Source organism: Streptomyces solicamelliae (assembly GCF_045348655.1).
GTDB lineage: Bacteria > Actinomycetota > Actinomycetes > Streptomycetales > Streptomycetaceae > Streptomyces > Streptomyces solicamelliae.
Map to the genome: position 1 here is coordinate 4,928,630 of NZ_CP160404.1, position 23,735 is coordinate 4,952,364.

Below are 23,735 nucleotides of genomic sequence, written 5' to 3' on the forward strand. Positions count from 1 at the left end.
AGGCCGAAGAACGGAAGCGGTCCCTCAGAAAACGGAAGCGGTCCCTCGACCGCGCGGGACGCGGGTCAGGCACCCGTGGCGAGCCGGGCGCAGCGCCGGCAGGTCCGGGCGACGGAGGCCAGATGGGCGTGCGAGGCGGCCATCAGGGCCGCGCCCGCCGCGGCCAGCGGCCAGTTCGACGTCACGGCCGCGGCCACGGCGAGGGTCAGGGAGCTCAGCGCCAGGGCGGTGGCGGCCGTGGTGCCGGTCCAGGCGGCGAACAGCGGCAGCCGGTCGGGCGCGGGCAGGCGCCGGGAGAGCCGGCCGGTGGCCGCGAGCAGCACCGCCGCGGCCAGCCCCGCGAGCGCCGCCACCCCCGCCAGCGGGACGAACGCCAGCTGCGCCGCCGGGCCCGCCGTGAACTCGGCCGCGTACCCGCACAGGAACAGCAGCGGGACCAGCAGCAGCACCGCGCGGGCGGTCTGGCGCGCCTGGGCGATGGTCAGCTCGCGCTGGAAGCCCGGGGCGAGCTCCTCCGGCGTACCGAAGTCCCGGATCGCCCGGCGGGCCGCCTCGTCGCGGTCCAGGTGCGCGGACAGGTCGTCCGTCGCGTCCTCCAGGCCCTCGCGGAGCTCGCCGAGCAGCCGGGCCCTGGCCTTCGCCGGGCCGTGCAGGACGGACGCCAGCTCCGTCAGATGGGCGTCCAGGAGGGCGTACCGGTCCGGCGTGACGTTCCGGCCCGGTGTCACGTCGCGTGTCCGGGGGCGCGCCGCGGTTCGAGCACGGCACCGATCGCCGCGGTGAACTCCCGCCAGGTGCTGCGCTCCTCGTCCAGACCGCGGCGGCCCTCGTCGGTGAGCTCGTAGCAGCGCCGCCGCCGCTCGCCCTCCGACTGCCAGGTGCTGCGCAGCAGTCCGAGCCGCTCCAGGCGGTTGAGCGCCGGGTAGATCGTGCCCTTGCGCAGCTCCAGCGCGCCGCCGCTGCGCTCGTGCACCGCGGTGATGATCGCGTAGCCGTGCAGGGGGCCGGACTCGAGGACGGACAGCAGCAGTCCGTCCAGATGCCCGCGTACCGCGTCGGTCTTCATAGTCAGGCAGCCTACCCAAACGGCGGAGTGGCGTGATAGACCTCGGGACGGCTCACATGGATTGACAGCCAATCCATCCGTACGCAGGGAACCCCCGTGACCAAGCTGCTGCTCTCGCTCCACGTCCTCGCCGCGATCCTCGCCGTCGGCCCGGTCGCCGTCGCGGCCTCGATGTTCCCGCGCCTCGCCCGCGCCGTCCCGGCCGGCAGCGGCGACGGGACGGCCGGCATCCTGCACCGGATCTGCCGCGGCTACACGTACGTCGGCGTCGCCGTGCCCGTCCTCGGCATCGCCACGGCCGCTCGGATGGGCGTACTCACCGACGCCTGGCTGCTCGCCTCGATCGTCCTCACGACCGCCGCCGCCGTCCTGCTCCTGGCCCTGATCCTGCCCGGGCAGGAGAAGCTCCTCGACGACACGGACGCCGACGACACGAGCCGCTCCGCGCTCGCGAAGCGGCTCGCCATGACCACCGGGATCTTCAACCTGCTGTGGGCGGCCGTCACCGTCCTCATGATCGTCCGCCCCGGATCCACCACCGGGGCCTGAGACCTACGCGTCCGCAGATCTACACGTCCGCAGATCTACACGTCCGCAGACCTACGCGTCCCGCTTCCGCAGCACCAACCAGCCGCCGACCAGGGCCGCCGCCACCCACAGGACCATGATGCCGAGACCGCCCCAGGGGCCGTACGGGGCCTCCTCCTGGTTCATCGCGTCCGGCAACACCTGCATGATCTTGGAGCCGGCCTGGTCCGGGAAGTAGCGGGCCACCTCCTTGGCCTTCGGCACCGCGGACAGGATCTGGGAGACCAGGAAGAAGAACGGCACCAGGATGCCCAGCGACAGCATCGACGAGCGGAGCATCATCGCCACGCCCATCGAGAACGTCGCGATCAGCCCCATGTACAGGCCGCCGCCGATCACCGCCCGCAGCACGTTGTCCGCGCCGATCGTGGTGCGGTGCTCGCCGAGCAGGGCCTGGCCCAGGAAGAAGGTCAGGAAGCTCGTCGCCATGCCCACCGCCAGGGCGAGCAGTCCCGCCACGGCGACCTTGCTGAACATGAACGTGGCCCGCTGCGGCACCGCGGCCAGCGAGGTCCGGATCATGCCGGAGGAGTACTCCGTGCCCACCACGAGCACCCCGAACACCACCATCGCCAGCTGCCCGAGGACCATCCCGGAGAAGCTCACGAACGTCGGGTCGAAGGTCGCCTGCTCGGCGACCGATAGGTCGTCGAAGGTCGAGTTCAGCAGCGCGGACAGCGCCGCGCTCATCGCCACCGTCACCACGAGCGCGCTCGCCAGGGTCCAGACCGTCGAGGAGACCGTACGGATCTTGGTCCACTCGGACTGCAGGACCGCGGGTACCGATGCCATCGTTCAGGCCCCCTTGTAGCTCTCGCCCCAGTGCGGACCCGGCCCGTCGGCCGGTGGCGGCGGAGGCATCTCGCCGCCGCCGTGTGCGATCGTGCCGTGCGCGTGGTACTCCACCGCCGCCGCCGTCATCTGCATGAACGCCTCCTCCAGGGAGGCCTGCTGGGCGCTCAGCTCGTGCAGCACCAGCCGGTGCCGCGCCGCCAGTTCGCCGAGCTCCTCCGTGGTCGTCCCGTCCACCTCGAGGGTGCCGCCGCCAGCCGTGACCGGGTGGAAGCCGTTCTCCCGCAGCACCTCGACCAGGCGCTCGTGCTGCGGAGAGCGCAACCGCACGTAACTCCGGGAATTCTGTCGAATGAATTCCGCCATCGAGGTGTCCGCGAGCAGCCGCCCCTGCCCGATCACGATCAAGTGATCCGCGGTGAGCGCCATTTCACTCATCAGATGGCTGGAAACGAAGATCGTCCGACCTTCCGCGGCCAGCGCCTTCATCAGATTGCGGATCCAGTGAATTCCCTCGGGGTCCAGACCATTGACCGGTTCGTCGAACATCAGGATCTCGGGATCACCGAGCAGCGCCGAAGCGATTCCCAGCCGCTGCCCCATGCCCAGTGAGAAGCCCTTGACCTTCTTCCGTGCCACCGCCGTCAGACCCACCAGATCGAGCACCTCGGCCACCCGGCTCGGCGGAATCCGGTTCGCCTGCGCGAGGCAGAGCAGGTTGTTGTACGCGCTCCGGCCCCCGTGCATCGCCTTCGCGTCGAGCAGCGCCCCGATGTACTTCAGCGGCTCCTCGAGCTCCCGGTAGTGCCGCCCGTCGATCCGGACCGTCCCGCTCGTCGGGTTGTCCAGATCGAGCACCATCCGCATCGTCGTCGACTTGCCGGCCCCGTTCGGCCCCAGGAACCCGGTGATCATGCCGGGCCGCACCTGGAACGAGAGCCGGTCGACCGCCGTCTTCGTCCCGAACCGTTTCGTCAGACCCTCGAGCTCGATCATGCGTACCAACCTAAGGGCGTGAAAAACCCTCCGCCACCGCAGTGGAGGAGGGTTTCTCGCCGATCGGTCGCAGGTCTCCCGGGGGACTACCGAGGGACTACCGGGACTGCTGCGCCGGGACGCCGCGGGTCACCGGCTCGTCGTCCGCCGGGGAACCGGCCGCGGCCACCGCGGCACCGGTCAGCGTGGCCAGCATCTCGCGGACGTTGGTCAGCTGGGCGTTGATGGAGTCGCGGCGGTTCGTCAGCGCGGCGAGCTCGCGCTCCGATTCGCTGCGGATCCGGTCCGCCTTCGCGTTGGCGTCGGCCACGATGTCCTCGGCCTGGCGCTGCGCGGTCTCCACCGTCTGGCGGGCCCGGCGCTCCGCGTCCGTACGCAGCTTCTCCGCCTCCAGGCGCAGCTGCTCGGCGCGGTGCTCGATCTCCGCGAGACGCTTCTCGGCCTTGGCCTGACGGGAGGCCAGGTCGCGCTCGGACTGCTCGCGGCGCTTGGCCAGGTTGGTCTCGAAGTCCGCGGCGGCCTGGGCGGCCTTGGCGCGGGTCTCCTCGAAGAGGGCGTCCGCCTCCTCGCGCTTGGACTGCGCGTCCTTCTGCGCCTCGGCACGCAGGTTGTTGGCCTCGCCCTGCGCCTTCTCGACGATCCGGACGCCCTCGTCCTCGGCCTTCGCCTTCCGCTCGGCGGCGAACGACTCGGCGTCGTTGCGCACCTGCTGGGCGGCCGACTCGGCGAGCTCGCGGTGCTGCTCGGCGGCGCGACGGGCCTCCTCGCGCAGGTCCTTCGCCTCCTCCTCGGCGAGACGGAGGATCTTCTCGACGCGGGCGCCGAGACCGGCGTACGACGGCTCGGCGTCCGTCACCTGCGCCTGGGCGTTCTGCGTCTCGAGGTGCAGTTCCTCGATGCGCTTCTCGAGAGAGGTGATCCGGGCCAGAGCACTGTCACGGTCGGCGACGAGTTTGGTAATGCGGTCGTCCACCTGACCGCGGTCGTAACCACGCCGCACGAGCTCGAAGCCGAAGGGGGAGGAAGTGTCGCTCATGGGGTTCCTGTCGAATGAGACCGGTGAGGTGTTAGGGGGAATCCTAGGGGTCGAAGCGGCGTGTCATCGAGCGTATGCCCGTTTGATCTGGAGAATGTCCAGCCTTTTGAGTGGCTACCCCTCCGAGGGCTTGCCACTCGAACGTGTGACTCCTGCGGAGGCGCCCGCCTTCACACCGTCCTTCGAACCCGTGGACGGAGCCTCGAAAGACTCCAACGCCTCCAACACGTCCTGGACACGGGAGATCTCGGCCTGGATGTCCTCGCGCCGGCGCACCAGCACGTCCAGCTCGCGCCGGCCCTCGGAGATCATCCCCTCGGACTCGCGCTCCGCGTCCGCCTTGATCCGCTCCGCCTCGGCCACCAGCGTGGCCTTCTTCTGCTCGGCCTCCTTGAGCAGCGCCTCGGCCTTCCTGACCGCCGCGATCCGGACCTTGCTCGCCTCCGAAGACGCGTCGGACAGCAGCTCCTTGGCCTTCTTCTCGGCGTCCTCGCGCTGCTCCGTCGCCGCCGTGACCAGCTTGTCGACGCGCTCGCCGGCCGTCTTCATCTGCTCGGCCGTCTCGCGCCGCGCCCGTTCGTGCAGCTCCTCGATCTCGCCCTCGACCCGGGCCCGCAGCTCCTCGCCGCGCTCCCTTATGGCCGTCGCGTCGCGTCGCGCCCCGACCAGCAGTTCGTCCGCGTCCGCCCGGGCCTTCTCCACCAGCGAGTTGCCCTCGACGGTCGCCTCCGCGACGATCCGCTCGGCCTCCTTGCGGGCCGCGCCGACCATCGTGTCCGCCTGCGTCTCCGCCTCGGTGGTGGCGCGCAGCGCCTCCTCCTGGGCCTTCGCCATGAGCTGGTCCGCCTGCTCGGCCGCGTCCGAACGCTTCTTGGCGCCGGCCTCCCGGGCCTCGTCGAGCGTACGGTCCGCCTCCGCCCGCGCCTCGGCACGCATCTGCTCGGCGGCCGCCTCCGCGTCCGCCTTCACCCGCTCCGCCTCGACCCGGATCCGCTCCGCCGCCTGCTGCGCCTGACCCACCGTCTCGGCGGCCTCGGCCCGCAGCCGCTCCGCCTCGTCCGCGGCCTCCGTGGCGATCCGCTCGGCCTCGCCCGTCGCCTCCGCGATGAGCTGGTCGGCCTGCTCGGCCGCGTCCGCGCGCCGCTTGTCCGCGGTCTGCCGCGCCTCGTCGAGGATCTGCTCCGCGTCCGCGAGCGCGGCCACCCGCAGCGCCTCCGCGTGCGCCTCGCCGTCCCGCTTGACCTGCTCGGCCTCCGCACGCAGCCGCTGCGCGTCCTGCTCCGTGACGGACTGCAGCTCCGCCGCCTCCGCGGTGATCCGCTCGGCCTCCGCGGTCGCCTCGCCGACCAGCCGGTCCGCCTGCTCCGCCGCGTCCGCGCGCCGCTTGTCCGCGGCCTGCCGCGCCTCGTCGGTGATCTGCTCGCCCTCGGCCCGCGCCGCCGACAGCAGCTCGCCCGCCTCCGACCGGATCCGGTTGGCGTCCTCCCGGGCCTCCGCCCGGGTCCGCGTCGCGTCCTGCTCGGCCTGCGACAGCGACTCCGACGCCTCGGTACGGACCCGCTGGGCGTACTCCGCGGTGTCCGCCTTCAGCTTCTCCGACTCGGCGATCGCGTCCGCGACCGTCCGCTCGGCCAGCGACGTGGCGGCCTCCGCCTCCTGCGAGGCGCGTTCCCGGACCCGGTTCGCGTCCTCGGTGGCCCGCTCCCGCTCCGCGTACGCGTCGGCGCGGACCCGGTCCGCCTCCTCCTGCGCCTCGCTCCTGGTCCGCTCCGCCGCGTGCTCGGCGGCGCTGCGCAGCCCGGTGATCTCCTCCTCGGCCTGCTCGCGCAGTCCGGTGACCGAGTCCCGCACCTCCTGCGCGGTCTGCTCGGCGGTGGCGACCATGTCGGTCGCCCGGGCGTCGGCCTCCTCGACGAGGCGCTGCGCCTCGGTCTGGGCCTCCTCCACCCGCTTGCGGGCGGAGGCCAGCAGCTCCTCGCTCTGCTCCCGGGCCTGCGACCGCTCGCCGTCGGCCTCGGTACGGGCGGAGGACAGCGTCTCCTCGGCCTCCCGGCGCCGCCGGTTGGCCTCCTCCTGCGCCGCCGACAACGCCTCCGCGGCCTCCGCCGCGACCCGCTCGGCCGCGGCCGCCGCCTCGGCGCGCACCCGGTCCGCGGTCTCCTGCGCCTCGGACTTCAGCCGCTCCGCCTCCGCGGACGCCTCCGTCCGCAGCCGCACCGCCGCGTTCTCGGCCTCGGCGCGCGAGGCCGAGGCGTCCGACGCGGCCTCGCCGCGCAGCCGCTCGGCCTCCTGCTCGGCCTGCGTCTGCAGGGTGCGGATCCGCTCCGCCGCCTCGCTGCGCTGCCGCTCGGTCTCCTCGGCCGCCTCGCGGCGGATCCGCTCGCTCTCCGTCCGGGCCTCGCTCAGCTCCCGCTCGGAGTTCTCCAGCCGGGTCTCGGCCTCGGCGTGCAGCCGGGTCAGCTCGTCCGCCGCCTCGGCCCGCCGCGCCGCGGCGGCCCGCGCCGCCTCCTCGCGCGTCCCGGCCGCGTCCCGCTCGGCCGCCGCCTTCACCGAGTCGGCCTGCTCCTCGGCCTCGGCGCGCAGCCGGTCCGCCTCGGTACGGGTGCGCTCCAGGGTCTCCTCGGCCTGGGTGCGCAGCGTCTGGGCGCGCTCCACCGCCTCGGCCTTGACCCGCTCGCTCTCCGCCGCCGCGCCGGTGCGCAGCTCGTCGGCGTCCGCCTTCGCCTTGGTCAGCAGCTCCTCGGCGGCCTTCGCCGACTCCTCGATCTGCTGCACGCCCTCGCGCCGCGCCTCGCCGCGGATCTTCTCGCCCTCGGCGATCGCCTCGGCCCGCAGCTGCTCGGCCTCGCCGCGCAGCCGGCGCGCCTCCTCCTGCAGCTCGACCGTCTTGGCGCGGTACTCCTTGGTGTCGTCCTTCGCCGAACCGAGCAGCTCGTCGGCCTGCTCCTCGGCCCGCGCACGCAGCCGGTCCGCCTCGGCCTCGGCCTCGCGGCGGATCCGCTCCGCCTCCTCGGACGCCTTGCGGGTGGTCTCCCGGGCGTCCTCGGACGCCTTGGTCAGGACCTCCTCCGCGTTGCGGGCGGCCTTCGCGAGCTGGGCGGCGGAGTCCTCGGCGGCGGCCGTACGGGCCTGCTCGGTCGCCTCCGCCTTCACCTTGTCGGCCTCGGCGGAGGCCTCGCGGAGCTTCTCCTCGGCCTCGGCCTTGAGGGCCTCCGCCTCCTTGGTGGCCTCGCCGACCAGCCGGGCGATCTCCGCCTTGGCCGTACGGGTGCGCTGCTCGTTGGTGGACTCGGCGGACGCCAGCTGCCTGGCCGCCGCGTCCTTCGCCTCGGTGACCGTGCGCTCGGCCTCGACGCGCGCCTCGCGGAGCCGTACCTCGGCCTCCTGCAGCCGGGTCTCCGCCGTACGGGACAGTTCGGTGGCCTGCTGGCGGGCCGCGTCGGCCTCCGCCGTCGTGGACGAGCGCAGCTGCTCGGCGTGGCTGGTGGCCTCCTGGGCCTGCGTGGACGCGGCGTTCAGCAGCCGCTCGGCGTCCTTGCGGGCGCGCAGCAGCAGCGCCTCGGCCTCGGAGCGGGCGGACTCCGCGTCGGTGGCCAGCCGCTGGCGGGCCTCCTCGGCGAGCCGGGCGGCCTCCGCGCGGGCGGCGGCGAGCGACTGCTCGGCCTCGGCGCGGGACTCCTCCATCAGCCGGCGGGCCTGGGCCTCGGTACGGGCCCGCAGCTGCTCGGCCCAGGCGACGTTCTCGTTGACGTGCGCCTCGACGGTCTGCCGGCGCTCGTTCAGCTCCTGGTCGAGCCGCTGCCGGCGCTGCACGGCCTCGGCGTGCAGTTCGGCCTGGAGCCGGGCCTGGTGCTCGGCGTGCTCCTGCAGGATGCGCTGGGTCTGGGCGCGGGCCTCGCGCAGCTCCCGCTCGGCGTCCGAACGCAGCTGGTCGGCCTGCATCTGGGCGGTCCGCAGCATCTGCTCGGCCTGGTAGCCGAGGTCGCCGCTGTCGTACGAGGAGGGCCGGGTCGCGATCGTGCGGCGCGCCTCGTGCAGCTTGGCGCGCAAAACCTCGACCTGGTAGCCGAGGTCCTCGGCATGCTGGACGGCCTTCTCCCGCTCGGTCTTCAGCCGCTCCATCTCGGCCTCGAACCGCGAGAGATGGTCGTCTTCAGCCCGGTGGCTCTCCTGGCGTTCGTAGCCCCGCACTGCCCGGTCCCATCCGTCCCCTGGTCGCGATGTCTCACGAGCTCCGTTCGCCGGCGAACGGCCGCCCCCCGGAAATGGTGGCAGATCGGAAACCCCGACTCGACGGCCGCGCAGCGCGCGGCCCCGACCGGCCCCGGCCCGGAGCCGCCCACTCTACCGGGCCAGGAATCCGGAGGTCAGTGCTCCGCTGAGCCGGGCTCGGCCGAGGTGACCAGTTCGGTGAGGACGCCGTGGCAGTCCTTGGGGTGCAGGAAGGTGATCCGGGACCCCATCGAGCCGATGCGCGGCTCGTCGTAGAGGACGCGTACGCCCTTGTCACGGATGGCCGCCGCGTCGCCGTCGACGTCCGCCGTCCCGAAGGCGATGTGGTGCACACCCTCGCCGTTCTTGGCCAGCCACTTGCCGACCGCGGAGTCCTCGCGGGTGGGTTCCAGGAGCTGGAGGTACGAGGCCCCGCCGTCGGAGGTGTCGTTGATCTTGAGCATGGCCTCGCGGACGCCCTGCTCCTCGTTGACCTCGGAGTGGAAGACCTCGAAGCCGTACGTGGCACGGTAGAACTCGACGGTCTTGTCCAGGTCGAAGCAGGCGATCCCGATGTGGTCGATACGCGTCAGCATTTCTCCAGTGCAGCGCCTGCACCCTGGTTACGCAACGTGCGCGCCGTCACACCGGCTCGCCGGTGACCCCGTGCTGCACTGCTCAGTACATTGGCGGTAAACCCTCGTTCACCTCTCATCCCAAGGGGCTGTGCCTCATGTCTGGAACGACCGGTAACACGTCAGTGATCGTCGCGGGCGCCCGCACGCCCATGGGGCGGCTGCTCGGCTCCCTGAAGTCCTTCTCGGGCGCGGACCTCGGCGGCTTCGCCATCAAGGCCGCCCTCGACCGCGCCGGCATCGGCGGCGACCAGGTCCAGTACGTGATCATGGGTCAGGTGCTGCAGGCCGGCGCCGGCCAGATCCCCGCCCGCCAGGCCGCGGTCAAGGGCGGCATCCCGATGAACGTCCCGGCGCTCACCATCAACAAGGTGTGTCTCTCCGGCCTCGACGCCATCGCGCTCGCGGACCAGCTGATCCGTGCCGGCGAGTTCGACATCATCGTCGCCGGCGGCCAGGAGTCCATGACCAACGCCCCGCACGTGCTGCCGAAGTCCCGCGAGGGCTTCAAGTACGGCGCCATCGAGATGCTCGACGTGATGGCCCACGACGGTCTGACCGACGCCTTCGAGAACATCGCCATGGGCGAGTCGACCGAGAAGCACAACACCCGCCTCGGCATCCTCCGCCCGGAGCAGGACGAGATCGCCGCGCTGTCGCACCAGCGCGCCGCCGCCGCGCAGAAGAACGGCATCTTCGAGGCCGAGATCACCCCGGTCGAGATCCCGCAGCGCAAGGGCGAGCCGGTCGTCTTCGCCAAGGACGAGGGCGTCCGCGCCGAGACCACCGTCGAGTCGCTCGGCAAGCTGCGCCCGGCGTTCGCCAAGGACGGCACCATCACCGCCGGCACCTCCTCGCAGATCTCCGACGGCGCCGCCGCCGTCGTCGTGATGAGCAAGGCGAAGGCCGAGGAGCTGGGCCTCGAGTGGATCGCCGAGATCGGCGCCCACGGCAACGTCGCGGGCCCGGACAACTCGCTGCAGTCGCAGCCGTCCAACGCGATCCAGCACGCCCTCAAGAAGGAGGGCCTGGGCGTCGAGGACCTCGACCTCATCGAGATCAACGAGGCCTTCGCCGCCGTCGCCGTCCAGTCCATGAAGGACCTCGGCGTCACCCCGGAAAAGGTGAACGTCAACGGTGGCGCCATCGCGCTGGGTCACCCGATCGGCATGTCCGGCGCCCGTGTGGTGCTGCACCTGGCGCTGGAGCTCAAGCGCCGCGGCGGCGGTGTCGGCGCGGCCGCGCTGTGCGGCGGCGGCGGCCAGGGCGACGCGCTGATCGTCAAGGTCCCCGGCAAGTAAGTCCCGGCGAGTTACCGTCACGCCCCTCAGTAAGGAGCAGCGAGCACATGGTGGACGTCCCCGCACTGGTCGCCCAGGCACGGGAGGGCCGGCCGCGCGCCGTGGCCCGGCTGATCTCGCTCGTGGAGGGGGCGTCCCCGCAGCTGCGGGAGGTGATGGCCACGCTGGCGCCGCTCACCGGCGGCGCGTACGTGGTCGGCCTGACCGGCTCGCCCGGCGTCGGCAAGTCCACGTCGACGTCGGCGCTGGTCACCGCGTACCGCAAGGCGGGCAGGCGGGTCGGCGTCCTCGCCGTCGACCCGTCCTCGCCGTTCAGCGGCGGCGCGCTGCTCGGCGACCGGGTCCGGATGTCGGAGCACGCCTCCGACCCCGGCGTCTACATCCGCTCCATGGCGACCCGCGGCCACCTCGGCGGGCTCGCCTGGTCGGCCCCGCAGGCCATCCGCGTCCTGGACGCGGCGGGCTGCGACGTGATCCTGGTGGAGACCGTCGGCGTCGGCCAGTCGGAGGTGGAGATCGCCTCCCAGGCCGACACGTCGGTGGTCCTCCTGGCCCCGGGCATGGGCGACGGCATCCAGGCCGCGAAGGCGGGCATCCTGGAGATCGGCGACGTGTACGTGGTCAACAAGGCGGACCGGGACGGCGCGGACGCGACGGCCCGCGAGCTCAACCACATGCTGGGCCTCGGCGAGGCGCGGGGTCCGGGCGACTGGCGGCCGCCGATCGTCAAGACGGTCGCGGCCCGCGCCGAGGGCGTGGACGAGCTGGTCGAGGCGCTGGAGAAGCACCGCGCCTGGATGGAGGAGCACGGTGTGCTCGCCGAGCGCCGGGCCCGCCGGGCGGCCACCGAGGTCGAGACGATCGCGGTCACCGCGCTGCGGGAGCGGATCGGCGACCTGCACGGCGACCGCCGTCTCGACGCGCTGGCGCAGCGGATCGTGGCCGGCGAGCTGGACCCGTACGCGGCGGCGGACGAGCTGGTCGCGGGCCTGACGGGCAACTGACGGCAGGTACGCCGAGGGCCCCTGCGCAGCCGCACAGGGGCCCTCGGCGTTCTTCCGCTACGGCTTGCCGCGGACACCGCGCAGCTGCTCGGCGACGGGCTTGAGGGACTCGTGGAGGTCCGTCAGCGCCTCGGAGGTCAGCAGGTCGATGAAGTGCTTGCGCACCGACTCCACGTGGTGCGGGGCGACCTTGCGCATGGTGTCCATGCCGTGGTCGGTGAGCACCGCGTACAGTCCGCGCCGGTCCGACTCGCAGTTCTCCCGGCGGACCAGTCCCGCGTTCTCCATGCGGGTGATCTGGTGCGAGAGCCGGCTCTTCGACTGCAGGGTGGCGGCGGCGAGGTCGCTCATGCGCAGGCGCTGGTCGGGCGCCTCGGAGAGATTGACGAGGATCTCGTAGTCGTTGTTGGTGAGCCCGAAGGGCTGCAGATCCTTCTCCATCTGGTACGTCAGCATCCTGTTGACGTCCAGGTACGTGCGCCAGGCGCACTGTTCGGCGTCGCTGAGCCAGCTGGTGGCCGTCTCGGTCTCCATGTATGGATTCTACCTAAGAAGTTGAATACTGGACGAAGTATCGGAGTGTGACGCCGGGCACCGGAGCCCCCCGCTCCTTGTGCACACGTTCGAACGTTCGAGGGGGCGTCACACTCCGCAGACTACCGCTCACAGACCGAAGCGACGCTGGAGGTCTCCCAGCTGGCCGGGAAGGCGCGGTACGCCCCCCGCGGCGCCCTGCGGAGAATGGCCGGAACCGTGCTGTCCGGGAACCCCCGGCTGGTTCGGCGTGTGACCCGTCGCCAGCTCCGGCATCAGTGTCTCAGTCGACTGCAGCAGTACCGTACCCGCGCCCACGAACTCGAACTGGTGCTCCTCGCCGGAGACCCCGCCGAGCCCGGTCAGCGCCCGGACGCCGCCCATCACGCCGGTCATGTAGCCGTGGTCGTAGTGGTGGCACGGCGACGGGCAGTCCGCCCAGCCGACCAGCGCCTGCGGGTCCACCCGCAGCGGCGGCTCCATGAACACCACCGGCCCGTTCGAGGCGGCGACGAACTTGCCGGTGCCGATGAGCGTCACGAACCCCGGCACGATCGACTGCTTCAGCGCGAGGGACGGCTGGAAGGCCAGCAGGTTCCCCGACCGGATCGTCAGATTGCCGTTGTCCAGGTCGTACGAGTTCACGTCGAAGGCGCGGTCCGCGAGCAGCATCTTGCCCTGGCCCTCGGCCACCACCCAGTCGGCGGCGTGCAGCGGCGAGTGGAACGAGGTCCGCACCAGCCGGTCGAGCCGGCCGTGCCCGATGCCGTTGAAGTCGATCCGCCCGTAGTAGGCGATCATCTTGCCCTTCTGCAGGAACCACTGGGAGCCCTTGAGCTCCACACAGAAGGTGTACGGGTTGACGTTGTCGTCGACGGGCAGGGTGTGCGGGTCGAAGATGACGGGGGCGCTCACAGCTTCTCCTCCGAGGCCTGGACGTACACCGTGCCGCTGCCGCTCAGCTCCAGCTGGAACGCCTCGCCGGAGCCGCGGCCCACCATGTCGCGCCAGCCGAGCGCGGTGGAGAGCTTGTTCCGTACGTCGCCGGAGTGGGCGACGTACGCCTGGGGGTCCACGTGGACCGGACGGGCCGGGGTGATCGGCAGCTCGATCACGCCGCCGTGGGCCATCACGGCGACCTCGCCGTGGCCCTTGAGGGTCGTGGTGAACAGGCCCTGACCGGTGACCTGGCCGCGCACCATGCCCATCACGCCGCCCTGCGAGCCCATGAACATGGTGCCCTGCTGCAGGGCGCCGTCGAAGGCGAGCAGCCGGTCGGCCTCCACGTACAGGGTGTCGCCGGTGAGCCGGACCACCTGGATGTGGTGGCCGCCGTGCCCGAACATCACGGTGCCGCTGCCCTCCACGGTCATCAGCGGCGTCGACTCGCCGGCCACCCGGCGGCCGATCATCGACATCACACCGCCCTGGCCGCCGGTGATGTTCGGCGTGAAAGAGACCTCGCCCCGATAGGCCAGCATCGCCCCGCGCTGGCTGAACATGCGCTGTCCGGGAACGACGGTGGCCTCGACCATCTTCGAGTTGACCTCACGGAACGGCATCAGACGTCGCCCCCGATCGTGTTCCGCTCGCTCGGCTGGACATAGACGAGCCCGTCGCCCTCGAACCGGATCTGGAACGCCTCGCCGCCGCCCTCGCCGAGGAGGGTGCGGAAGGTCACGCCCGACTGGAAGCTCTGCTGGAGGTTGCCCTGGTGCGCCACGTACGCGCCCGGGTCCACGGACAGCGGGTAGTCGCGCGACACGCGCAGCACCACGGCGGGCCCGTCGGACATGATCGCCGCCTGCCCCGTCCCCTCCACGGTCGTGGTGAACAGCCCGTTCCCGGTCGCGCCGCCGCGCAGCCCGGTGAACGACGTCCCGGTGCGCAAGCCGGCGTCGGTGCAGAGCAGATTGCTGGCCTCGACCCACAGCTTGTCGCCGTGCAGGTTCACCAGGTTGATCTCGGAGGCCCGGTCCGCGAACCAGCACGTGCCCTGGCCCCGCACCTCCATGACCTCCATCTGCTCGCCGGTCAGCCGGCGGGTCACCATGCCGCGCAGGCCCTCACCGCCGCCGGACATCTTCTTGAACGCCATCTGGCCGTCGTAGGCGACCATCGAGCCGTTCTTCGCCTTGACGGCGTCGCCTGTCATGTCAATGGCGAGCACTTTGCTGCCTTGGAGTCGGAACGTAGCCACGGGAGGACGGTACTGGGCGACTCGGACATCCGAACAGGGCCCCCGGAACGATCCGAACCCTGAGAACACCCCGGGTACGAGCCCCCCGCCTAAAGGAAGGGCAAAGTCGGCTGTCACAATGGGCGAGCCCTTGTGCATCCATTCACAAGATCAAACGAAGGTGCCCCCGTGGACATCAAGACCGCCTCCTCCCTCCACCGTCTCCGGCTCGTCTCCGCGCCCGAGGCCGTCTCGTTCCTGCTGCTGCTGGTCTGCTCGGTGCTCAAGCGCACCACCGAGTTCAACGCGGTGCCGGTGATGGGAGCGATCCACGGCATTCTCTTCGTCCTGTACGTGCTGTTCTGGCTGGACGCCTGGAACCGCACCAAGTGGAGCTTCAAGACCGCCGCGGTCTACTTCCTCCTCTCCGTCGTGCCCTTCGGCGGCTTCTTCGCAGACCGCAGGCTCAAGCGCGAGGCCGACGACGCCGTGATCGCCTCCCGCGCCCGCAAGGAGAGCGTGGTCGAGGCATGATCGTCGCCTTCTCCGTCACCCCGCTCGGCGTCGGCGAGGACGTCGGCGAATACGTTGCCGACGCCGTCCGCGTGGTCCGCGAGTCGGGCCTGCCGAACCGCACCGACGCGATGTTCACGTCGATCGAGGGGGAGTGGGACGAGGTCATGGACGTGGTCAAGCGCGCCGTCGCCGCCGTCGAGGCCCGCGCCCCCCGCGTCTCCGTCGTCCTCAAGGCCGACATCCGCCCCGGCGTCACCGACGGCCTGACCTCCAAGGTCGACACGGTCGAACGCCACCTCGCCGAGGGCTGAGCCCCCGGCACCGCAGCGGATACGAGCCCCCGGTCCATACGGACCGGGGGCTTTTTCGTGCCCGGCGGTTGAGCGAGTGCTCAAAGTCGGCTACCTTCCCGTTTGAGCGGTCGCTTTGAGCAGTCGCTCAAGACCGCCCGTACCAGGCAGGACAGGGGGAGCGGGCCATGGGGCTCTACATCGAGACGCGCATCCGCACCGGCATGGAGACGCTCTGGGAGCGGACCCAGGAGCCGGCGGAGCATCAGCGGTGGGATCTGCGGTTCACGGAGATCGACTACCTGCCGCGCGTCGCGGACGAGCCGCAGCGGTTCCGGTACGCCACCCGCGTCCTGCCCTTCCTGGTCGTCGCCGGCACCGGTGTCTCCGCGGGGGAGCGCCACCGGGCCGGCGGCGACCGGGTGTCCGCGCTGCGGTTCGCCTCGCCGCATCCGCTCTCGCTGCTCGCGGAGGGGAGCGGGTACTGGCGGTACGTGCCCGGGGACGAGGGCGACGAGGTCCGGTTTCTGACCGGGTACGACTACCGGCCCCGGTGGGGGCGGCTCGGGCGGGTCGCCGACCGGGTCGTCTTCCGGCCGCTCATGGGGTGGGCCACCGCCTGGTCCTTCGACCGGCTGCGGCTGTGGTGCGAGTACGGGATCACGCCCGAGCGGTCGCGGACCCACTGGCAGCTCGAACTCGCGCTCCGCGCCCTGCTCGTGGCGGGCGCGGCCGCCTGGACCCCGGCCGCGCTGATCGTCGCGCTCGCCGCCGCCGTCCTCGTACCGCCCTCCTCCCGCACGCCCGCCGCCCGGCGGTGTCTGCGGACCCCGCCGCCCAAGACAGCCGGGACGCCACGGCTGCTCGACACTCTGGAGCGCACATGACCTCGATCTTCCGGACCGCCATGGGCGACGCCGAGTTCGGCCGGCTGCACCCGCAGCTCCAGCGGAGGTTCTCCGTCGGGCTGGACAGCGGGGAGGCCTGCACCGGGCGCGGCGTCATGGACCGGATCTGGCACGGCCCCGCCTACGTCAAACCGTTCCTCGCGCTCGGCGGGCTGCGCAACATCCTCGTCCCGCGCACCGGCCGCCGCGTCCCCTTCACCATCGAGAACGTGCCGTACGCCGACTCGTACGGCCGTGAGACCGTCACCTTCGTGCGCACCTTCGCGCTGCCCGGCGGGCCCCGCCGCTTCGACGCCACGATGGTCCACAGCCCCGAACGCGGCTGCGTGCTCGACTACCTCGGCACCCACCAGCACCTCGCCAGCGATCTGCACCTGTCCGCCGAACCGGACGGCTCGCTGCTGATCCGCTCCGGCGAACACCGCTTCCGCGAAGGCCCGGTCGACGTCCGCGTACCCGAACTCATCGGCGGCGAGGCCGAGGTGAGGGAGTCGTACGACGAGGCCGCCGGCCGGTTCCGGATCCGCGTCCGGGTCGTGAACCGGTACGTCGGGCCGCTGTTCGGCTACGAGGGCTCGTTCACCGCCGCGTACCACGACGTACGCTCCCACGGGGTGCGCGCCGGGTTGCGCCCCGTGCGCGAGGAGGTGCGGGTGTGAGCCGCGAGACCAAGGAGAAGCTGCTCGAAGGGGCGCTCAGGACGCTGACCGAGCAGGGCATCGCCAAGACGTCGGCACGGTCCGTCGCCGCGGCCGCCGGGGTCAACCAGGCCCTGGTCTTCTACCACTTCGGCTCCGTCGACGAACTCCTCGCCGCCGCCTGCCGGTACGGCTCCGAGCAGCGGGTCGCCCGCTACCGCGACCGGCTCCAGGAGGTCGGCAGCCTCACCGAGCTGCTCGCCGTCGGCCGGCAGATCCACGCCGAGGAGCAGGCCGCCGGCCATGTCGCCGTCCTCGGCCAGCTGCTCGCCGGCGCCCAGACGCACCCCCGGCTCGCCCCGGCCACCGCGGCGGGCCTGGAGCTCTGGATCGCCGAGATCGAGCGGGTACTCGTCCGGGTCCTCGGCGACAGCCCGATCGGGCCCTACACCGACCCCGCCGGGCTCGCCCGCGCGGTCGCCGCCTCCTTCGTCGGTCTGGAGCTGTACGAGGGCGTGGACAAGGCCGGCGCCGAGGCGGCCCTCGGCGCGCTCGAACAGCTCGGCACGCTGATGTCCGCGCTCGAGGAACTCGGGCCCGTCGCCCAGAAGGCGGTGCGGTACACGCTGCGGCGGCGCGGCGCCCCGCAGGCCGGGAACAGCGGCGCCCCCCAGCCCGGGAACAACTGAGGATCCCTCACCCAAGACCCCCACGCCGCAAACGCCCGCGCCGGAAAACCCCTCGCTCGGCCGCCTCCAGTCGACACGTCACGAAATCTCCCCTTTCGTGGGGATATCGATCGGCCAACTCGACAGCTGGAGGCACCGTGCGGCCGCAAGGCTACGACTACGACACCTACAGCCGGCTCGCCGGGCCGCTGACCGAGCCCCCCGGCACGGCCTACCAGGTGCAGTACCGGAGCTTGCTGTCGAAGGAGTCGCACCGAATACGAGCCGTCCTCCTGATGAGCCTCGCGCCGGTCCTCTCCGCTCTCCTGCTGGTGTACCTCGTCTGGCCCAGTCACTGGACGGTCCGCGAGGGCGGCGCCCGCTGGCTCGTCGCCTTCGACACGGTGATGCTCGTGTCGATCGGTCTGATCTGCCTCTTCATGCTGGTCAACGTCACCTCGATCGCCCACGCCACGATGGTCGCCCGCGACCCCGTGCCGGTACGGCCGGAGAAGGGGACGCGGGTCGCCTTCCTGACGACGTACGTGCCCGGCAAGGAACCCCTCGGCATGGTCCGGGCCACCCTGACCGGCGCCGTCCGGCTCCGGCACGACGGCCCCCTGGACGTCTGGCTGCTCGACGAGGGCGACGACGCCCGGGCCAAGGCGCTCTGCGCCGAGCTCGGCGTCCGGCACTTCACCCGCGCCGGCGTCCCCGAGTGGAACCGCGAGAAGGGCGTCCACAAGGCCCGCACCAAGCACGGCAACTACAACGCCTGGCTCGCGATGCACGGCGACGCGTACGAGTACTTCGCCTCCGTCGACACCGACCACGTCCCGCTGCCGAACTTCCTGGAGCGGATGCTCGGCTTCTTCCGCGACCCGGACATCGCCTTCGTCGTCGGCCCGCAGGTGTACGGCAACTACACCTCGCCCGTCACCAAGGCCGCCGAGTCCCAGCAGTTCCTCTTCCACGCGCTGATCCAGCGGGCCGGGAACCGGTACCGCGCGCCCATGTTCGTCGGCACCAACAACGTCGTCCGGATCGCCGCCCTGAGGCAGATCGGCGGACTGTACGACTCCATCACCGAGGACATGGCCACCGGCTTCGAGCTGCACCGCCGCAAGAACCCCCGCACCGGCCGGTACTGGCGCTCCGTCTACACCCCCGACGTGCTCGCCGTCGGCGAGGGCCCGGCGTCCTGGACCGACTTCTTCACCCAGCAGCTCCGCTGGTCCCGGGGCACCTACGAGACCCTCTTCAAGCAGTACTGGAAGGCGCCTTTCCGGGTCCCGCCGGGCCGGCTGCTCAACTACTCCCTGATGCTCGTCTACTACCCGATGACGGCCGTCAACTGGTTCCTGGGCATCCTCAGCTGCGTCCTCTTCCTCTGGCTGGGCGCGTCCGGGACCCAGGTCTCCTCCGCGGTCTGGCTGATGATCTACAGCGACGCCGTCGCCCTGCAGATCGGCCTGTACCTGTGGAACCGGCGGCACAACGTGTCCCCGCACGAGCCCGAGGGCTCCGGCGGCCTCGCCGGGATGATCATGTCCGCGCTGTCCGCACCGATCTACCTCAAGTCGCTCGGCTCGGCGATGCTGCGGACCCGGGGGCGTTTCGTCGTCACCCCCAAGGGCGGCGAGGCGAGCCCCGACCGGCTGTCCACCTTCCGCATCCACCTGTACTGGGCGGCGATCCTCGTCGTCTCGCTGCTCGCCTCGGTCCACTTCGACCACACGCACGCGGCGATGCGCACCTGGGCCGTCCTCGCCCTGGTCATCGCGCTCGCGCCGGTCGCCGTCTGGCTGTGGACCGGCGTCCGCGGGCGCCGCGTCCTGCGGCTGCGCGCCGAGGCCCGCGCCCGGACCCGCGCCCGCGCCCGTGCCGACGCCCGCGAGGGCCTCGGCCTGCCGGCCGCCGGTGCCGCCGCCGCGCCGACGGCTCCCGCCACCGCGCCCACGACCACCGGAGGGAACTGAGCCATGGCCTACCGGCCGTCGAACAAATTCCGGAAACAACTGCTCGGCGGTGGGGCGATCCTGCTCCTCGCCGGGCTGAACGCTCCCGCCGCGGTCTCCTTCGCCACCGCCGAGTACCACGCGTACAAGATCGCCCAGCCCGGGTACAAGGCGAAGTTCGGCTCCTGGCAGGGGCTGGACGTGCCTCCGGGCTTCAAGGTCAACGCCATCCACGCCGCCCTGCTGCACACCGGCAAGGTGCTGCTGATCGCCGGCTCCGGCAACGACCAGAAGAAGTTCGACTCCGGCACCTTCGAGACCATCCTGTGGGACCCGGCGAAGAACACCTTCAAGAAGATCCCCACCCCCGAGGACTTCTTCTGCGCGGGCCACTCCCAGCTCCCCGACGGCCGGCTCCTGGTCGCCGGCGGCACCGCCCGCTACGAGGTCCTCGACGGCGAGGTGAAGAAGGCCGGCGGGGGCATGCGGGTCAAGAACGAGAGCCCCGACAAGGCGGTCACCCTGAAGAAGGGCACCGTCTTCCGCTCGCCGTCGGGCGTCGAGTACGTCTCCAAGTTCGACGTCACCGTGCCCAAGGCCAAGCGGAAGTTCGAGGTCACGTACTTCAAGAGCGGTCAGATGAAGCCCTGGAAGACCAAGGTCACCGCCGCCGAGGCCCGGGTCTTCGTGGAGGCGCGCAAGGCCGGTGCGCAGGCCCTGACGACCGAGGCCGCGCAGTACGAGGTCCTCGGCCTCAAGGGCAAGGACGCCGACAACGTCTACGGCCTCGCCCAGAAGCTGACCACCGAGAAGCAGGACTTCCAGGGCATCAAGGCGGCCTACGAGTTCGACCCGAAGGCCGAGCGGTACATCCCCGTCGCCCCGATGAAGGACGCCCGCTGGTACCCGACGCTGGTCACCCTCCAGGACGGCCGGGTGCTCGCCGTCTCCGGGCTCAACGACGTCGGCGACGTGGTCCCCGGCGACAACGAGATCTACGACCCGAAGACGAAGAAGTGGGCCAAGGGCCCCTTCCGCTACTTCCCCACCTACCCGGCGCTCTTCCTCACCCAGGGCGGCAGGCTCTTCTACACCGGCTCCAACGCGGGCTACGGACCGGCGACCAAGGGCCGCGAGCCGGGGCTGTGGGACCTGAGGACCAACACCTTCACCAAGCTCCGGGGACTCACCGACGCGAACCAGTTGGAGACCTCCGCCTCCCTGGCGCTGCCGCCCGTGCAGGCGCAGCGGTTCATGGTCCTCGGCGGCGGCGGGGTCGGCGAGTCCGCGCTGTCCACCGCCCGCACGTCGATCATCGACCTGTCGAAGCCGGGCGCCCGCTTCGCCGACGGCCCCGCGCTGCCGCAGGGCACCCGCTACCTCAGCAGTGTCCTGCTGCCCGACGACACCGTCTTCACCACCGGCGGCTCGGAGCAGTACCGGGGCCGCAGCGGCAGCGACATCCTCAAGGCCCAGTTCTATCTGCCGAAGGACAACGTGATGCGGGCCGCCGCCGACCCCACCGTGGGCCGCAACTACCACTCCGAGGCGCTGCTGCTGCCGGACGGCCGGGTCGCCACCTTCGGCTCCGACCCGCTCTTCGACGACGCCGACAACACCAAGCTGGGCACCTTCGAGCAGCGGGTGGAGATCTTCACCCCGCCGTACCTGCACAGCGGCGGGAAGCGCCCGGTGCTCGGCGACGGTCCCCAGGAGCTCGACCAGAACGGCCGGGCCACGTTCCGCACCGCCGACGCGGACCGGATCACCGCGGCCCGACTGATGCGGCCCAGCGCGGTCACGCACACGACGGACGTCGAGCAGCGGTCGGTGGCCCTCGGCCTGACGCGGACGAAGGACTCGGTCACGGTGGCGGCCCCGCTGGACCGGACGCTGGTGCCGCCCGGCTGGTACATGCTCTTCGTCACGGACGCGAAGGGGACGCCGTCGGAGGCGAAGTGGGTCCAGGTGGACTGAAGCGGGTCCAGTGGACTGAGGAGCGGCCGGAGGGCCCGGCCGCCCGGTCAGCCCTCGGCGCGCCGCGCGAGCCCCAGGGCGTAGTCCGGCCACCACGTACCGGCGGCCGGGCCGCCCCGGCAGGTGCCGTCGGACTCCCCGGGCCGCTTGATCCACAGGTACGCGTCCACCAGCGGGTCGCCGGTCCGGTCGGTCGGCGGGGTGCCGAGGGCCCGGCCCGGCGGGTTGCACCACGCCTGGTCGCGGTCCCCGGGCAGCGGGCCCTGGCCGTTGCGGCTGGTGTCGACGGTGTAGTGCGCGCTGCCGAGCAGCCCCGACAGCCGGGCCCCGAAGCCCTTGACCGCGGCGTTGGTCTGGAAGTTGGAGACGTTGAGCGCGAAGCCGTCGGCGCGGGCCACGCCGGCCCGGCGCAGCGGCTCGACGAGCTTGCCGGCGTCGGCGATCCAGGCGGGGTTTCCCGCGTCGAGGTACACCCGGGTGTTCGGCTGCCGCTTCAGCCGCTCGACGGCGCCGGCGAGCAGCTCGTAGCGCTCGTCCTGGTACTGGGCGGGGGTGCACCCGTCCACGAGATGCGGCACGGCGTCCGGCTCGAGCACCACGACGGCGCGGGCGTCGCCGAGCGCCCCGGCGAAGGCGTCGATCCACTCCCGGTAGGCGGCGGCGTCGGGCGCCCCGCCCGCCGAGTACATCCCGCAGTCGCGGTGCGGGATGTTGTACGCGACGAGCACGGCGGTCCGCCCGGCGGCCTTCGCGCCCTTCACGACCTTGCCGACGTCGGGTACGGGGTCGTCGTGGGCCGGCCAGTCGGCGACCGGCCGCTCCGAGATCCGCCGCAGCACGTCGGCGTCCGCGGTACGCCCCTGGGACTCGTACCGCTTGACCTGCCGCGCCGCCTCGCTGTCCGGGTCCACCCAGAACGGCGAGCCGGCGGCCGGCTGCGCGGCCGAACCGGTCTTGGCCCGCGGCGGCCCGACCGGCCCCCGCCCCTCCGTTTCCTCGGGCTCACCACAACCGGCACCCCCGAGCAACAGCACGGCGGCCAGGGTCAGGGCGGTGACGGCGGTACGTCTGGGCATCCGGCCCCCAGAGACGGGTCGAGTCAAGATCGGGTCGAACCGGGCTATCGTCACATACCCCCCACCCGGCACCCGGCTGCGACACCGGGCGCGACGCCGGGCACGAAAAAGCCCCCGGTCCGTGTGGACCGAGGGCCTGGTCAGGTCAGAGCCGGGCGGGGTAGTCATCGGCTCTGGTCACGCGTGCCAGGTGGAACCCGCGCTCGCCCTTGAGCGTGGCGGTCTCGTGGTACCCGATGAGGCCGGGGAAGGACACCCACTTCCAGCGCCTCGCGCATCTCCACCACACGGACTCCTCCGCGCCGCCACGCCGGTCCTCGTGTCCGGAGATCGTGACGTACCAGCTTCGTACCGAGGGCCGAGACGGTACTGACCGCCATATGACCAGTCGGTAAGGTCATCCCCGTGCCGAAGCCGCTCAGTCTCCCCTTCGACCCCATCGCCCGTGCCGACGAGCTCTGGCAGAAGCGCTGGGGGCCGGTTCCCTCGATGGCCGCGATCACGTCGATCATGCGTGCCCACCAGATCCTGCTCGCCGAGGTCGACGCCGTGGTGAAGCCGTACGGGCTGACCTTCGCGCGGTACGAGGCGCTGGTGCTGCTCACGTTCTCGAAGGCCGGTGAGCTGCCGATGTCGAAGATCGGGGAGCGGCTCATGGTGCATCCGACCTCCGTGACCAACACCGTCGACCGGCTGGTGAGGTCCGGGCTCGTCGCCAAGCGGCCCAATCCCAACGACGGGCGCGGGACCCTCGCCTCCATCACCGAGAAGGGGCGCGAGGTCGTGGAGGCGGCGACGCGGGACCTCATGGCGATGGACTTCGGGCTCGGCGCCTACGACTCCGAGGAGTGCGGGGAGATCTTCGCCCTGCTCCGGCCGCTGCGCGTCGCGGCGCACGACTTCGACGAAAGCTGACCCGCGCGAAGATCGTCCGGTACGTGCCGTTACCCTCGGACCATGAAATCCAGCGTGCTGACCCGCTACCGCGTCATGGCGTATGTGACCGCGGTCATGCTGCTTGTGCTGTGCACCTGCATGATTTTCAAGTACGGCTTCGACACGGGCGAGGACGTGACCTTCATGGTCTCCCAGGCCCACGGTGTGCTGTACATCATCTACCTGATCTTCGCGTTCGATCTGGGGTCCAAGGCCAAGTGGTCCTTCGGCCGGCTCCTGTGGGTGCTGCTGTCCGGAACCATTCCGTTCGCCGCCTTCTTCGTCGAGCGCAAGGTCGTCCGGGACACGCTTCCGCTGGTCAGCGGCGTGGAGCCGGCTCCCGCCAAGGCCTGAGACCCCTCGGCTCGAACCCCCGTGCGGATCCGCGCGGGGGTTTGCCATCGACATTTACTAGGACGTCCTAG

At 71.7% G+C, this 23,735-nt stretch carries 24 protein-coding genes; 12 read left to right on the forward strand and 12 right to left on the reverse strand.

Annotation, left to right across the window (positions count from 1 at the left end; all coding sequences use genetic code 11):
• Positions 1-65: 65 nt before the first annotated feature.
• Together ABZO31_RS23125 and ABZO31_RS23130 are read right to left on the reverse strand one after the other, a co-directional pair.
• On the reverse strand, positions 66-728 hold the full coding sequence (locus ABZO31_RS23125; protein ID WP_406863172.1) for a permease prefix domain 1-containing protein: 663 nt from the start codon (positions 726-728) through the stop codon (positions 66-68).
• Complete coding sequence (locus ABZO31_RS23130) at positions 725-1,066, reverse strand: helix-turn-helix transcriptional regulator (RefSeq protein WP_406863173.1); 342 nt, start codon at positions 1,064-1,066, stop codon at positions 725-727. Before ABZO31_RS23130 ends, ABZO31_RS23125 begins: the two co-directional genes overlap by 4 nt.
• Positions 1,067-1,162: 96 nt before the next feature.
• On the opposite strand from ABZO31_RS23130, the gene ABZO31_RS23135 reads away from it, so the two are divergent.
• Positions 1,163-1,615 (forward strand): hypothetical protein, encoded by a 453-nt coding sequence (locus ABZO31_RS23135; protein WP_406863174.1) that lies wholly within the window; start codon positions 1,163-1,165, stop codon positions 1,613-1,615.
• Between the two features lie 51 nt (positions 1,616-1,666).
• Here the strand turns inward: ABZO31_RS23135 and ABZO31_RS23140 are convergent, their stop codons facing one another.
• The 5 genes from ABZO31_RS23140 to mce all read right to left on the reverse strand — a co-directional run bounded on the left by ABZO31_RS23140 (position 1,667) and on the right by mce (position 9,286).
• Positions 1,667-2,446: an ABC transporter permease gene (locus tag ABZO31_RS23140; RefSeq protein WP_406863175.1), complete on the reverse strand. Its 780-nt coding sequence runs from the start codon at positions 2,444-2,446 to the stop codon at positions 1,667-1,669.
• 3 nt (positions 2,447-2,449) lie between these two features.
• Positions 2,450-3,442, reverse strand: coding sequence for an ABC transporter ATP-binding protein (locus ABZO31_RS23145; RefSeq protein ID WP_406863176.1), 993 nt, complete (start codon positions 3,440-3,442; stop codon positions 2,450-2,452).
• 97 nt (positions 3,443-3,539) lie between these two features.
• Positions 3,540-4,478 carry a cellulose-binding protein gene (locus ABZO31_RS23150; protein ID WP_406863177.1) on the reverse strand — a complete coding sequence of 313 codons (939 nt, stop codon included), beginning with the start codon at positions 4,476-4,478 and terminating at the stop codon, positions 3,540-3,542.
• A 114-nt stretch (positions 4,479-4,592) separates the two neighbouring features.
• Positions 4,593-8,669 (reverse strand): polarized growth protein Scy, encoded by a 4,077-nt coding sequence (gene scy / locus ABZO31_RS23155; RefSeq protein ID WP_406863178.1) that lies wholly within the window; start codon positions 8,667-8,669, stop codon positions 4,593-4,595.
• 176 nt (positions 8,670-8,845) lie between these two features.
• Entirely contained in the window at positions 8,846-9,286 is a 441-nt protein-coding gene (gene mce, locus ABZO31_RS23160; RefSeq protein ID WP_406863179.1) for a methylmalonyl-CoA epimerase, read from the reverse strand.
• A gap of 137 nt (positions 9,287-9,423) precedes the next feature.
• Here mce and ABZO31_RS23165 point away from each other — a divergent pair, with 137 nt between their 5' ends.
• Positions 9,424-10,626 (forward strand): acetyl-CoA C-acetyltransferase, encoded by a 1,203-nt coding sequence (locus ABZO31_RS23165; RefSeq protein WP_406863180.1) that lies wholly within the window; start codon positions 9,424-9,426, stop codon positions 10,624-10,626.
• Between the two features lie 47 nt (positions 10,627-10,673).
• Complete coding sequence (gene meaB, locus ABZO31_RS23170) at positions 10,674-11,630, forward strand: methylmalonyl Co-A mutase-associated GTPase MeaB (protein ID WP_406863181.1); 957 nt, start codon at positions 10,674-10,676, stop codon at positions 11,628-11,630.
• A gap of 57 nt (positions 11,631-11,687) precedes the next feature.
• Here meaB and ABZO31_RS23175 read toward each other — a convergent pair whose 3' ends face one another.
• From ABZO31_RS23175 to ABZO31_RS23190, 4 genes are all read right to left on the reverse strand, one after another.
• Positions 11,688-12,164, reverse strand: coding sequence for a MarR family winged helix-turn-helix transcriptional regulator (locus tag ABZO31_RS23175; RefSeq protein ID WP_406863182.1), 477 nt, complete (start codon positions 12,162-12,164; stop codon positions 11,688-11,690).
• Between the two features lie 129 nt (positions 12,165-12,293).
• A complete protein-coding gene (locus tag ABZO31_RS23180; RefSeq protein ID WP_406863183.1) occupies positions 12,294-13,079 on the reverse strand; it encodes an AIM24 family protein in 786 nt (261 codons plus the stop codon).
• Positions 13,076-13,726, reverse strand: coding sequence for an AIM24 family protein (locus ABZO31_RS23185; RefSeq protein ID WP_406863184.1), 651 nt, complete (start codon positions 13,724-13,726; stop codon positions 13,076-13,078). Before ABZO31_RS23185 ends, ABZO31_RS23180 begins: the two co-directional genes overlap by 4 nt.
• The gene (locus ABZO31_RS23190) at positions 13,726-14,364 is read right to left on the reverse strand and encodes an AIM24 family protein (protein WP_406863185.1); all 639 of its coding nucleotides are present in this window, start codon (positions 14,362-14,364) and stop codon (positions 13,726-13,728) included. Before ABZO31_RS23190 ends, ABZO31_RS23185 begins: the two co-directional genes overlap by 1 nt.
• A 168-nt stretch (positions 14,365-14,532) precedes the next feature.
• On the opposite strand from ABZO31_RS23190, the gene ABZO31_RS23195 reads away from it, so the two are divergent.
• The 7 genes from ABZO31_RS23195 (at position 14,533) to ABZO31_RS23225 (ending at position 21,298) form a co-directional block, all read left to right on the forward strand.
• Positions 14,533-14,877, forward strand: a complete 345-nt coding sequence (locus ABZO31_RS23195) for a DUF3817 domain-containing protein (RefSeq protein WP_406863186.1) — start codon at positions 14,533-14,535, stop codon at positions 14,875-14,877.
• The gene (locus tag ABZO31_RS23200) at positions 14,874-15,170 is read left to right on the forward strand and encodes an MTH1187 family thiamine-binding protein (RefSeq protein ID WP_406863187.1); all 297 of its coding nucleotides are present in this window, start codon (positions 14,874-14,876) and stop codon (positions 15,168-15,170) included. The genes ABZO31_RS23195 and ABZO31_RS23200 overlap by 4 nt, the downstream gene beginning before the upstream one ends.
• Before the next feature lie 167 nt (positions 15,171-15,337).
• Entirely contained in the window at positions 15,338-16,036 is a 699-nt protein-coding gene (locus ABZO31_RS23205; RefSeq protein ID WP_406863188.1) for a hypothetical protein, read from the forward strand.
• Positions 16,033-16,716 (forward strand): DUF4166 domain-containing protein, encoded by a 684-nt coding sequence (locus ABZO31_RS23210; protein ID WP_406863189.1) that lies wholly within the window; start codon positions 16,033-16,035, stop codon positions 16,714-16,716. Before ABZO31_RS23205 ends, ABZO31_RS23210 begins: the two co-directional genes overlap by 4 nt.
• Positions 16,713-17,384: a TetR/AcrR family transcriptional regulator gene (locus ABZO31_RS23215; protein ID WP_406863190.1), complete on the forward strand. Its 672-nt coding sequence runs from the start codon at positions 16,713-16,715 to the stop codon at positions 17,382-17,384. The genes ABZO31_RS23210 and ABZO31_RS23215 overlap by 4 nt, the downstream gene beginning before the upstream one ends.
• A gap of 137 nt (positions 17,385-17,521) precedes the next feature.
• Positions 17,522-19,342 (forward strand): glycosyltransferase family 2 protein, encoded by a 1,821-nt coding sequence (locus ABZO31_RS23220; protein WP_406863191.1) that lies wholly within the window; start codon positions 17,522-17,524, stop codon positions 19,340-19,342.
• Positions 19,343-19,345: 3 nt separating this feature from the next.
• The gene (locus ABZO31_RS23225) at positions 19,346-21,298 is read left to right on the forward strand and encodes a galactose oxidase-like domain-containing protein (protein WP_406863192.1); all 1,953 of its coding nucleotides are present in this window, start codon (positions 19,346-19,348) and stop codon (positions 21,296-21,298) included.
• 47 nt (positions 21,299-21,345) lie between these two features.
• Here ABZO31_RS23225 and ABZO31_RS23230 read toward each other — a convergent pair whose 3' ends face one another.
• Positions 21,346-22,374, reverse strand: a complete 1,029-nt coding sequence (locus tag ABZO31_RS23230) for a glycoside hydrolase family 6 protein (RefSeq protein ID WP_406863193.1) — start codon at positions 22,372-22,374, stop codon at positions 21,346-21,348.
• A gap of 405 nt (positions 22,375-22,779) precedes the next feature.
• On the opposite strand from ABZO31_RS23230, the gene ABZO31_RS23235 reads away from it, so the two are divergent.
• Both ABZO31_RS23235 and ABZO31_RS23240 read left to right on the forward strand, forming a co-directional pair.
• The gene (locus ABZO31_RS23235) at positions 22,780-23,289 is read left to right on the forward strand and encodes a MarR family winged helix-turn-helix transcriptional regulator (protein WP_406863194.1); all 510 of its coding nucleotides are present in this window, start codon (positions 22,780-22,782) and stop codon (positions 23,287-23,289) included.
• A gap of 42 nt (positions 23,290-23,331) precedes the next feature.
• Positions 23,332-23,664 carry a DUF3817 domain-containing protein gene (locus ABZO31_RS23240; RefSeq protein WP_406863195.1) on the forward strand — a complete coding sequence of 111 codons (333 nt, stop codon included), beginning with the start codon at positions 23,332-23,334 and terminating at the stop codon, positions 23,662-23,664.
• Positions 23,665-23,735 lie beyond the last annotated feature (71 nt).